Origin of the sequence: Stenotrophomonas sp. (genome assembly GCF_032103445.1) — a bacterium.
Classification (GTDB): Bacteria; Pseudomonadota; Gammaproteobacteria; order Xanthomonadales; family Xanthomonadaceae; genus Stenotrophomonas.
The window spans coordinates 1-11,657 of the sequence record NZ_DAMDFR010000019.1 but is presented as its reverse complement, the minus strand read 5'-3'; the positions used below and the strand labels follow the sequence as shown (position 1 = coordinate 11,657).

Here is an 11,657-nt window from a genome sequence, read left to right as displayed (position 1 = left end):
GTGCCGGGCACGGGCACAGGGGTTCACCGCACCAGCAACTTGAGCAGGCCCGCGATCTTCGAGTACGGCGGCTTCAGCCGGTCGCTGGCGGCCCAGCGCGCCTGGTACAGGATCGGCAACAGCTTGCTCATGGCGTCGAATCCCGCCCGGCCGTGGTACGCGCCCATGCCACTGGGCCCTACCCCGCCGAACGGCAGGCCGTTGATGGCGAAGTGCAGCAGGGTGTCGTTGACGGTGACGCCACCGGCGACGACCTGGCCGAGCACCTGCTCGACCGGCTCGCGCCGCTCGCTGAACACATACAAGGCCAGCGGGCGGTCGCGGGTCTGGATGTCGGAAATGGCTGCCTCCAGGTCCGGGTAGGCGCAGACCGGCAGGATCGGGCCGAAGATTTCCTCGCGCATCAGGTCCAGGTCGGCGGGCGGGTCCAGCACCACGGTGGGGGCGATCAGCCGTTCGCGGTCGGCGCGGTCGCGGTCGATGTGGGCCAACTCCAGCACCGGCACGCCGCGCTCGCGGGCCTGGGTCAGATAGCCCTGCAGGCGCTGGTACTGGCCTTCATTGATGATGCGGGTGTAGTCAATCGGATCACGGAAGTCGCCGTAACGCGCCTGCACCTGGGTCTGCAGCTGCTGCACCAGCTCACGCTGGCGACGGCTGTCGATCAGCACATAGTCCGGGGCGATGCAGGTCTGGCCGGCGTTGAACCACTTGCCGGTGGCCAGCCGCGCGGCGGCCTTTTCCAGCGGGTAGTCACTGCAGACGATGGCCGGCGACTTGCCACCCAGCTCCAAGGTGAGCGGGGTGAGGTTCGGCGCGGCGGCCGCCATCACCTTGCGGCCCACGGCGGTGGAGCCGGTGAACACCAGATGGTCGAGCGCTGCGCGGGCCACGGCCGCCGCTAATGCGCCGTCGCCCTGCACCACCGTCACGCGCTCGGGCGGGAACACGTCGGCCAGTAGTGACTGCAGGAAGGCACTGGTGCGTGGGGTGTGTTCGGACGGTTTGAGCAGCACATGGTTGCCTGCGGCGATGGCGGTGGCCAGCGGAATCAGCGCCAGATTGACCGGGTAGTTCCAGGGCGAGATAACGCCGATCACGCCAAGTGGGACCGGACGCAACTGCGCCTTTGCCGGCCAGAAGCGCCAGCCGACCCCGACCCTGCGCGGCTTGGCGTAGCTGCGCAGGTGCTTGAGCAGGTGGTCGATCTCGCCCAGCACAGTCATGCCGTCAGCGATCAGCGATTCGTGGTGCGAGCGATGGCCGAAGTCAGCGGCGATGGCCTCGGCCATTTCCGGCAGGCGCGCTTTGAGCGCGTTGCGCAGGGTTTGCAGGTCGTTGCGGCGCTGGTCGAGCGACGGGCGGTTAGTCTGCCAGGCCTGCCGCAGGGTGGCGACGAGGGCGGGAAGCGCGTCGGGATGGGTCGTGGCGTCGGTCATGGGCGGAATATAGCAACGCGCGCGTCAGGGTCCGCGAAGCCACGCAGGGCGTGGCTCTACGTGTAGCGACGCGCCATGCGCGTCATCGCGGTGCCCGAACGACGAAAGGGCCGTGGTTCGCACCACGGCCCTTCGTTCTTCCATCACCGATCGTTCTTACTTGGTGATGTCCACGTCCTTGGTTTCCTTCAGGAACAGGCCGCCGACCACGACCGTCATCAGCGCGATGATGATCGGGTACCACAGGCCGTAGTACAGGTTGCCGGTACCCGCCACCAGCGCGAACGAGATCGCTGGCAGGAAGCCACCGAACCAGCCGTTACCGATGTGGTACGGCAGCGACATCGAGGTGTAGCGGATGCGGGTCGGGAACAGTTCGACCAGGTAGGCGGCAATCGGGCCGTACACCATGGTCACGTACAGCACCAGGATCCACAGCATCAGGATCGTGCCGGGGATGTTGATGCGCGCGCCGTCGGCCTTGGCTGGGTAGCCGGCACCGGTGAGTGCGGCCTTCAGCTCGGCACCGAAGGCGTCGGCCTTGGCCTTGCCTTCTTCCTTGGTCAGACCGGCAGCCTCGTACGAGGTGACGCTGGCACTGCCCACGTTCACCATCGCCAGCGAACCGGCGGCGGCGGGCTGCACGTCATACGGCACACCGGCCTTGGTCAGCGCGGCGGTGGCCACGTCGCAGGAGCTGGTGAACTTGCGCAGGCCGACCGGATCGAACTGGAACGAGCAGGTGGCCGGGTCAGCGACCACCAGGGCCGGCGAGGAGGAACGGGCTTCTTCGATGGCCGGGTTGGCGAAGTGGGTCAGGCCCTTGAAGATCGGAATGTAGGTCACCGCCGCCAGCAGACAGCCGGCCAGGATGATCTTCTTGCGACCGATGCGATCAGACAGCCAGCCGAAGAAGATGAAGAACGGCGTACCCAGTGCCAGTGCAGCGGCAATGAGCAGATAGGACGTAGTGGCATCGACCTTCAGCATGCTGCTCAGGAAGAACAGCGCGTAGAACTGACCGCCGTACCACACCACGGCCTGACCAGCGGCCGCACCCAGCAGCACCAGCAGCATCAGCTTCAGGTTGCCGCCCTTGAGGCTGTCACGGAACGGGGTCTTGGAGCCCTTGCCTTCGGCCTTCATCTGCTGGAACAGCGGCGATTCGCTCAGCTGCAGGCGGATCCACACCGAGATGCCCAGCAGGATGATCGAAACCAGGAACGGAATGCGCCAGCCCCAGGCTTCAAAGGCTTCATTGCCCAGCGCGTAACGGCAGGCCAGGATGATCAGCAGCGACAGGAACAGGCCCAGCGTGGCGGTGCACTGGATGAAGCTGGTGTACAGGCCGCGCTTGTCGTCCGGTGCATGCTCGGCCACATAGGTGGCGGCACCGCCGTATTCGCCGCCCATGGCCAGGCCCTGGGCCAGGCGCAGGATGATCAGGATCACCGGTGCGGCGAAGCCGATCGAGGCGTAGTTGGGCAGCACGCCGACCAGGAAGGTCGAGATGCCCATGATCAGAATGGTGACCAGGAAGGTGTACTTGCGGCCGATGCGGTCGCCGAGGCTGCCGAAGAACGCCGCGCCGAACGGACGCACGAAGAAGCCGGCGGCGAAGGCCAGCAGGGCGAAGATCATGCCCGTGGTTTCGTTGACGCCGCTGAAGAACTGCTTGGCGATGATCGCGGCAAGCGAGCCGTACAGGAAGAAGTCATACCACTCGAACACCGTGCCGAGGCTCGATGCAAAAATGACTTTCTTGTGTCCCTTGGTCAGGGACCCCGCCGAATCGTGCGCGGTACTGGATGTGCTGGACATGAGACGCTTCCCCTCCGAAGCATGGTGGTGTGCCGGCGTTACGCCGGCATTTTTCTGTAGTGCCGGGCCATGCCCGGCAAGCATTTAAAAACTGTACTTGGTGGTGAACTGCACGCGGTTGATGTCGCCCTTGCGGCCGTCTTCAATCTCACGCACGCCGTACATGTACTCCGCACCGATATCGACCTTGGGCATCGGCGTGTAGAAGATGTTGCCGCGGATGCTCTGCACGCTCTTGGTCACCAGCGGGCCGAGGGTTCCGTCGTTGTCGTAGTCACTGCGGGCGTAGATCAGGTTGGTGCGCAGCTTCGGGGTGAAGGCATGCCGCCAACCGACATAACCGGCCAGCACGCCTGTGGGGTTGAGTTCGTCGCGCGCCGCGTCGTAGGCGGTATCGGCGGTGACACCCAGACCCACATAGCGGGCAATGCCTTCGCCGCCGCTGATCTGGTAATGCAGGGTGTCACTGTCGGCCATCACCCACTTGCCGCCCAGGGTCAGGCCGCCGCCGATCTTGTCGGCGTCCGCGCCGGTGGCCTGGTTGTCCACTTTCAGCTGGCGCACGATGGCACCGACACCGAAGGTGCCCCAGTCGCCCTTCCAGCCATAACGTGCGGTCAGGTCTGGCAGGCTGCCACGGTCGGAGTTGCTGGACGCATTGGTCCACGCGCCGGTGACCGGGTTGCGGGTGCCGGTCAGCACCGTGGTTTCCGGATTTTCCAGCGCGAAGCTGAAGCCGCCGTTGGTGTAGCGGATCTGGGTCTGGCGCACGAACAGCACGCCGTCGGTGGGACCGACGAAGTCCGCCGCTTCCGGCAGCGAGGCTGCGTCCATGAAGTTCGACCAGGTCTGGCCGGCCAGCCACTTGTTCCAGTACATGTAGGCGTGGCGCAGGGTCACACCGTAGGTATTGGTGGCGGTCTGGTTGCCCAGCGAGTTGCCGAAGAAGTCCATTTCAAAGAACGCACCGGCCTTGTTGCCCGATTCGCTCACGTTGTCGATGCCCAGGTTGAAGCGCGAGAACTTGGCGTGGGCGTTGAAGTCCACGTCCGACTTCTCGCCGCTGCCGCCCGCACCGGCGACCGGGGTCTGACCGGGCAGGTACAGCGCGCGACCAGTGGCGTCGTCGGCCAGCTGACCGTCGCCGGTCTGGGTGGCCAGGAAGTCAGCCTTGATGAAGCCGCCGATCTTGACCGTGGTACCCGGTGCCGCGCCCGGGGTGATGGTGGTGACCTGGATCGGCTGCTTGCCGGCCGGCACCGCCGGCTTCTGCTCGGCCTGCACCGTGCGCACGGCCGTGACGTCCTGCTGGGTCTGGGTGATCTGCGTCTGCTGCTGTTGCTGCGAAGACAGCAGCAGCTGCACCTGGCGTTCCAGTTCAGCGACGCGTGCCTCCAGTGCCTGCTCTTTGGCGGTCTGCGCGAACGCCATGCCGGGCGCAACCAGAGCGACCAGCAAGCAGGTCGCCAGGGGTTTGCGCACGGTCTTCAACATACGGGTACTCATGTTGCCCTCTCTCCCGGGTGGCAAAGTGATCGCCGCGTGTGGGGTCACGGTCGAGCCGAGCGTGCGGCCGGCTGACGCACCCTGGCTATTCGCCATTGGTCGAAGGCAGGAGGTCGCCGGGAGCCTTGCCCCACCTTGCATGCAGTGTTTTACGACCAAGGTCTAACCGCGCCCATACCGCGAGGCGCGGCGGATGCGGCAAACTGAGGGGGAACATTCGCGGGTTATGCTGCAAACGCACAACCCAAGTCCACGTGCAAGTGAGGGTGCCATGGCTGATCTTTACCCCGTCAAGGCGGACGTTGCCGCCAAGGCGCGCATTGACAAGAACACCTACCAGCAGCTCTACAAGGAGTCGGTGGAGAACCCGGACGCGTTCTGGGGCAAGGCCGCGCAGCGGCTGGACTGGTACACCGCGCCCAAGACGATCAAGAACGTCAGCTACCAGCTGGACGATTTCCGCATCAAGTGGTTCGAAGATGGCGAGCTCAACGCCAGCGTGAACTGCCTGGACCGGCATCTGGACGCGCGCGGCGACAAGATCGCGCTGCTGTTCGAACCGGACAGCCCGGACGCGCCGGCCAAGGGCGTGACCTACCGCGAGCTGTACGAGCGCACCTGCCGCCTGGCCAATGCGCTGCGCAGCCTCGGCGTCAAGAAGGGTGACCGGGTCACCATCTACCTGCCGATGATCGTCGACGCCGCCGTCGCCATGCTGGCCTGCGCGCGCATCGGCGCGATCCACTCGGTGGTGTTCGGCGGCTTTGCGCCCAACTCGATTGCCGACCGCGTGATCGACTGCGGCAGCAAGCTGATCATCACCGCCGACGAAGGCCTGCGCGGCGGCCGCAAGATTCCGCTGAAGGCCAACGTCGATGCGGCACTGAAGATTCCCGGCACCACCACCGTGGAAACCGTGCTGGTGGTGCGCCACACCGGCGGCGCGGTGGACATGCAGGCCCCGCGCGACCGCTGGTTCCACGATGTGGTCGACCCGCAGCCGGCGCAGTGCGAGCCCGAGCGCATGAACGCGGAAGATCCGCTGTTCATCCTGTACACCTCCGGTTCCACCGGCAAGCCGAAGGGCGTGCTGCACACCACCGGCGGCTATCTGCTGTACGCGGCCTACACGCACGAGTCGGTGTTCGACCTGCGCGAGGACGACATCTACTGGTGCACCGCCGACGTCGGCTGGGTCACCGGCCACAGCTACATCGTGTACGGTCCGCTGGCCAACGGCGCGACCTCGCTGATGTTCGAAGGCGTGCCGAACTATCCGGACACCTCGCGCTTCTGGCAGGTGATCGACAAGCACCAGGTCACCATCTTCTACACTGCCCCGACCGCGATCCGCGCGTTGATGCGCGAAGGCGAGGCTCCGGTGAAGCGCACCTCGCGCAGCTCGCTGCGCCTGCTGGGCAGCGTCGGTGAGCCGATCAATCCGGAAGCCTGGCGCTGGTACTACGAAGTGGTCGGCGACAGCCGCTGCCCGATCGTGGACACCTGGTGGCAGACCGAGACCGGCGGCATCCTGATTTCGCCGCTGCCCGGTGCGATCGACCTCAAGCCGGGCTCGGCCACGCTGCCGTTCTTTGGCGTGCAGCCGGCACTGGTGAATGCCGAGGGTGAGATCCAGGAAGGGGCCACCGAAGGCAACCTCATCATCCGCGACTCCTGGCCGGGCCAGATGCGCAGCGTCTACGGTGACCACCAGCGCTTCATCGACACCTACTTCCGCACTTACCCGGGCAGCTACTTCACCGGTGACGGCTGCCGTCGCGATGAGGATGGCTACTACTGGATCACCGGCCGCGTCGACGACGTGATCAACGTGTCCGGCCACCGCATCGGCACCGCCGAAGTGGAGAGCGCGCTGGTCTCGCACCCCAAGGTCGCCGAAGCGGCCGTGGTTGGTTTCCCGCACGACATCAAGGGCCAGGGCATCTACGCCTATGTGACCCTGGTCGCCGACGAAGCCCCCAGCGACGAACTGCACAAGGAACTGGTGGCGTGGGTGCGCAAGGAGATCGGGCCGATTGCCGCGCCGGATCACCTGCAGTGGGCCCCGGGCCTGCCGAAGACGCGCTCGGGCAAGATCATGCGCCGCATTCTGCGCAAGATCGCCGAGAACGCCCCGGACCAGCTCGGCGACACCTCGACCCTGGCCGATCCGTCGGTGGTGGCGTCGCTGGTGGAAGAACGCAAGGTCAAGTGAGACAGGCTCCCCCACATGCCTACCTTGTTGATTGCCGATGACCACCCGCTGTTCCGCGAAGCCCTGCGCGGTGCGGTGCAGCGGGTGATTCCCGGCGTTGAACTGTACGAAGCCGACAGCGTGGAAGCGCTGTACCACCTGGCCGACGAACACAACGACGCCGACCTGGTCCTGATGGATCTGAACATGCCTGGCGCGCAGGGCTTCAATGCACTGGTGCACATGCGCGCCCTGCACCCGCACCTGCCGGTGGTGGTGGTGTCCGCGCGCGAGGAGCCCACCGTGATGCGGCGGGCGCTGGACCACGGTGCCTTCGGCTTCATTCCGAAGTCGGCCGATTCGGACACGATCGGCCACGCGCTGGGAACCATCCTGGATGGCGAAACCTGGGCTCCGCCGGAAGCGCACAGCGTGCCGGAGACCGAGCACGAGGAACGCCTGGTCGGGCAACGCCTGCGCGAGCTCACCCCGCAGCAGTTCCGGGTGCTGCAGATGCTCGGCGCGGGGCGGTTGAACAAGCAGATTGCATACGACCTCAACGTCTCTGAAGCCACGATCAAGGCGCATGTGACCGCGATTCTGCGCAAGCTGGGGGTGACCAACCGCACCCAGGCGGTGCTGATGGCCGGCAAGCTGACGCTGGATGACGAGCCGCTGGTGCTGCCACCCGAGGAAGACTGACGTAGAGCGGGGCTTGCCCCGCTGCTTTTCCGCGCGGTGTTGGGTGTGCGTGGTTGCCGGGCATGGCCCGGCACTACGTCGGGCGATGATGCTGATGCGTGGTTGCCGGCCAGCGGCCGGCACTACCCGCCGCGGCATATAGCTGCGGCTATACATTCCAGCATGCCCTGCGCAATTCGCCCGTTTCGACGTCAATCGCCGATGCCGGTGCTAAGCTTCGCGTCCCCTTGGGGAGTAGCCTGTTTCCTGCAAAGGAAACGCCCGTATCAACATACTCGGCCAGTGCGCCGTGGTGCGGGCAGCCAGTTCTGGTTGGCGAGACCAGCGGTCCGCGTGCGCAACGTCAGGTTGGGCGCGAACGTGGGCCGTTGCGTGCGTCTGCCCAACCTGTTCGTGATCCCATGTCTCCTATTTCGATCCTGTTGATCGGCTTCGCCATGTCCACCGATGCCTTCGCTGCGGCGATCGGCAAGGGCGCGGCCATGCGCAGGCCACGTTTTGTCGATGCGCTGCGCGCCGGTCTTATTTTTGGCGTCATTGAAGCAGTGACCCCGGTGATCGGCTGGTTGCTGGGCCGTGCGGCGTCGTCCTACGTGGAAGCCTTCGACCACTGGATTGCCTTTGTACTGCTGGGCGCGCTGGGCGTGCACATGATCATCAACGGGGTGAAACCCGATGGCGACGACGCCGACGAGGATCCGGACAAGCACCACGGCTTCTGGCACCTGGCGATGACCGGCTTCGCCACCAGCATCGACGCGATGGCGGTTGGCGTGGGTCTGGCCTTCCTGAATGTACATATCGGCGTGATGGCGGCGGTGATCGGGCTGTGCACGCTGGTCATGGTCACCACCGGGATCATGCTGGGACGAGCGCTGGGCCAGCTGGTCGGCAAGCGTGCGGAGATCGTGGGGGGCGTGATTCTGATCCTCGTCGGGTCGACGATTCTGTATGAACATCTGAGTGGTGCTGCAGGTTGACGGTATTGCCGGGCATGGCCCGGCACTACATGGCAGCGGGGTCAGCGGTGTGGGTCGACGATGTCGACCAGTTCATGCCCACCGGGAATGCGCCGGTGCAGCAGCCGCCATGCGTTGCGCCCCGGGCAGCGACGACCGCCCATATGCAGGTCGCTGGCCAGGTATTCCTCGCCCTGGTAGGTGATCAGGTGTCCGCAGGGACGGTGGGCGGCCAGATCCTGCTCAATCCGCTCCAGTTCCCGCCAGGTACGACATTCGGACGGCAACGCCGCCAGCTTGGCACGCAGCAGCGGCCCACGCTGTATGACCAGCACGTCGCCCGACGACGGAGCAGCGGCCTCCGGTAACGAAGCCGGTCGCCCGGCACGCGGGCAATGCGTACGCGGACAGCGCCGGCGGACCACCTGCACAAGGGGTTCCGGGGCAAGCGTTTCGGTGGTCTGGCCGGGTGGAAGCGCCGCCGGTAACACCTGCCATTCGCCGTCGTGCACTTCGGTGGTGAAGGCACCTGCGTCAGCCAGCCGCTCGTTGGCCAGATCCACGCGCAGGTAGGGGCAGCGCATCTGTCGCAAGGCGGTTCCGGCGCCCACGCCCTCCTGGTTCATGGCCTTGGCGATGTCGCCTTGATGGCGCGTATGTGTGGCGACCAGATAGCACGCGCTGGCATTGCGTTTGCTGAGCAGCACGATGCCGCGATCCGCGCAGTGGGTCAGATAGAAGTGACGAATGACCTGGCCGATCAGTCGATTGGGGGTCAGATCGCGCAGCACGCAGTATTCGTTGAAGCGTTCGGTCATCCGCGCGAAGTCGGCCTCCAGCTTGCCGGACAGCCGCTGCAGTGCCAGCTCATCGTCAATGCGGGTTCCCGCCCGGCGCAGCAGCGCCTGCACGGCCGGGTAGTCGGCAAACGCACGAACATGCGCGTGGTGCGCGCGCAGACGTGCCGCCTGTTCGTCCATGCCCTGCAGCACGCTGGCCCAGCCCACACCGAGCATGCTGCCGAAGGTGGTGCCCGGCAGCATGTTGGACACCCCTTGCAATGCCGCTGCCATGCCGCCTCCGACCGCCGCACCCAACACCGCGGCAGTCGGCAACGCCCAGTCCGACTGCAGCGGCATGTTGAGGACGGCGCGATACGGAATGGAAAGCACGCAGGCTCCAGGCGACGAGGTCTGGTCGCGGAGCATAGGCAGGGTGCCGCCAGAATGAACTGAGACGACTCCGAATCAGCCGGCCAGGCGCGAGTGCGCGGTGAGGAACGCGCGCAGCGACGCGGGCTTGATCGGCTTGGTCAACAACCGGTAGCCGCGCTCGCGGGCCATGCGCTTGAGCTCGTCGCGACCGTCAGCGGTCAGCAGCGCGCCAGGAATGTCGCGCCCGGCCTTCTCACGCAGGGCTACCAGCGCATCCAGGCCATCCAGACGATCATGCAGGTGATAGTCCACCAGCATGACGTCCGGTGCCTCCTGTACCTGGTCAAGCGCCTGGTCAACGGTGCTGGCGGTGATCACCTCAACCTGCCAGCGCCCGAGCAGCGCGCGCATGCCGTCCAGAATTTCCTGGTCGTTGTCGACGCACAACACGCGCATGCCGGCCAGCGAATCGGTGCGCTGCGGGCGCTCCGCCGCAGCGGGCGTGGGGGCCGGCAACTGCGGGGTGGGTGCACGCGGCAGCTGGATGGAGAACATGCTGCCACTGCCGACGCGGCTGCGAGCGTTGAGCTGGTGGTCAAGCAGGCGCGAGATGCGCTGGCAGATCGACAAGCCCAGCCCCAGGCCCTGCTCGCCCCAGTCGAAGGGCTGCTGGTAACGATGGAACTCATCGAAGATCTGCTGCATGTGGTGTTCGGGAATGCCCGGACCGGTGTCCCATACCTGCAGCTCGATGCTGTCACCACGGTGCCGCACCGCCATCACGATGCGGCCCTGCCGGGTATAGCGCAGCGCGTTGGCGAGGAAATTCTGCAGCACACGACGCAGCAGGCGGCGGTCGCTGCGCACCCAGGCCGGGCGCGCGAACAGATCCAGGCGCAGGCCACGTCCGGCCGCGACCGGCGAGTACTGCGCCGCCAGTTCGCGCATCAGCAGGCTGACATCGAACTCGCCCACCACTGGATGCAGGCCACCGGCTTCCAGGCGCGACACGTCCAGCAGCCCGTCCAGCAGTTCCTCTGCTGCACGCAGTGACGCATCCACGCGCTCGGCCAGATGGCGTTGCTCGTCGTTGTTGTGGTGGCTGTCGCGCAGGGCCGAGGCAAACAGCCGCGCCGCGTTCAGCGGCTGCAGCACGTCGTGGCTGATCGCGGCCAGGAAGCGGGTCTTGGACTGCTGCGCGACTTCGGCTTCGTGCGAGCGCTCGGCGACGCGCTGTTCCAGCGTTTCATTGGCTTCCAGCAGCGCCTTCTCGGCGTGCTTGTAGTCGGTGATGTCGTTGTAGCTGGTGACATAACCACCGCCGGGCAGTGCCTGGCCGCGCATCTCGATGACCTTGCCGTCGCTGCGGGTGCGCTCGAAGATGTGCGGCGAGCCGGCCCGCATGTAGCCGATGCGGCGGTTGATCTGCAGTTCGATGTCGCCTTCGCCGAGCTCGCCACGCTCGGCGTTGTAGCGGATCAGGTCGGCCACCGGCCGGCCCACGTACAGCATGCCGTCGGGGTAACCGAACATCTGCTGGTAACGCCGGTTCCAGGCCGTGAGCCGCATTTCCGGGTCAACCACGCTGACCCCGGCGCTGATGTTTTCCAGCGTGGTGGAGAGGATCTCGCGGTTGAAGCGTAGTTCCTGGCCTGCTTCGTCCAGTACCGCGACCACTTCGCCCAGGTCCATGCCCGAGCCGCGCAGCAGGCTGGTCAGCAGCAGGCGCGCCGACGCCGCACCAATCGACGCGGCCAGCAGGCGTTCGGTGAACTGCACCCAGGCGCGGTCGGCCGGCGCGGACGCCTGCAGGTCGCGATCCATCGACTGTGCCTGTTCGAAGAAGGCGCGCCGGGCGTGGCGCTCGCCGACCACCCGCGAC

Annotated in this window: 8 protein-coding genes; 3 read left to right on the top strand and 5 right to left on the bottom strand. The window is 66.1% G+C overall.

The genetic code is table 11. The features are described from left to right. Positions 1–23 precede the first annotated feature (23 nt). The 3 genes from RT551_RS09165 to RT551_RS09155 all read right to left on the bottom strand — a co-directional run bounded on the left by RT551_RS09165 (position 24) and on the right by RT551_RS09155 (position 4,766). Positions 24–1,439 carry a coniferyl aldehyde dehydrogenase gene (locus RT551_RS09165; protein WP_313457771.1) on the bottom strand — a complete coding sequence of 472 codons (1,416 nt, stop codon included), beginning with the start codon at positions 1,437–1,439 and terminating at the stop codon, positions 24–26. 156 nt (positions 1,440–1,595) lie between these two features. Then, positions 1,596–3,260 carry an MFS transporter gene (locus RT551_RS09160; protein ID WP_313457768.1) on the bottom strand — a complete coding sequence of 555 codons (1,665 nt, stop codon included), beginning with the start codon at positions 3,258–3,260 and terminating at the stop codon, positions 1,596–1,598. Between the two features lie 84 nt (positions 3,261–3,344). Next, complete coding sequence (locus RT551_RS09155) at positions 3,345–4,766, bottom strand: DcaP family trimeric outer membrane transporter (RefSeq protein WP_313457765.1); 1,422 nt, start codon at positions 4,764–4,766, stop codon at positions 3,345–3,347. 271 nt (positions 4,767–5,037) lie between these two features. On the opposite strand from RT551_RS09155, the gene acs reads away from it, so the two are divergent. The 3 genes from acs (at position 5,038) to mntP (ending at position 8,642) form a co-directional block, all read left to right on the top strand. Further along, positions 5,038–6,981 carry an acetate--CoA ligase gene (gene acs / locus RT551_RS09150; protein ID WP_311193087.1) on the top strand — a complete coding sequence of 648 codons (1,944 nt, stop codon included), beginning with the start codon at positions 5,038–5,040 and terminating at the stop codon, positions 6,979–6,981. A gap of 15 nt (positions 6,982–6,996) precedes the next feature. Beyond that, positions 6,997–7,662, top strand: coding sequence for a response regulator transcription factor (locus RT551_RS09145; protein WP_125360565.1), 666 nt, complete (start codon positions 6,997–6,999; stop codon positions 7,660–7,662). A gap of 401 nt (positions 7,663–8,063) precedes the next feature. Next, entirely contained in the window at positions 8,064–8,642 is a 579-nt protein-coding gene (mntP, locus tag RT551_RS09140) for a manganese efflux pump MntP (protein ID WP_313457761.1), read from the top strand. Between the two features lie 41 nt (positions 8,643–8,683). On the opposite strand, the gene RT551_RS09135 is transcribed toward mntP, so the two are convergent. Together RT551_RS09135 and RT551_RS09130 are read right to left on the bottom strand one after the other, a co-directional pair. Beyond that, positions 8,684–9,793, bottom strand: a complete 1,110-nt coding sequence (locus RT551_RS09135; RefSeq protein WP_313457758.1) for a hypothetical protein — start codon at positions 9,791–9,793, stop codon at positions 8,684–8,686. A gap of 75 nt (positions 9,794–9,868) precedes the next feature. After that, positions 9,869–11,657, bottom strand: a 1,789-nt coding sequence (locus tag RT551_RS09130; protein ID WP_313457757.1) for a NahK/ErcS family hybrid sensor histidine kinase/response regulator, incomplete at its 5' end; no start/stop codon positions are given.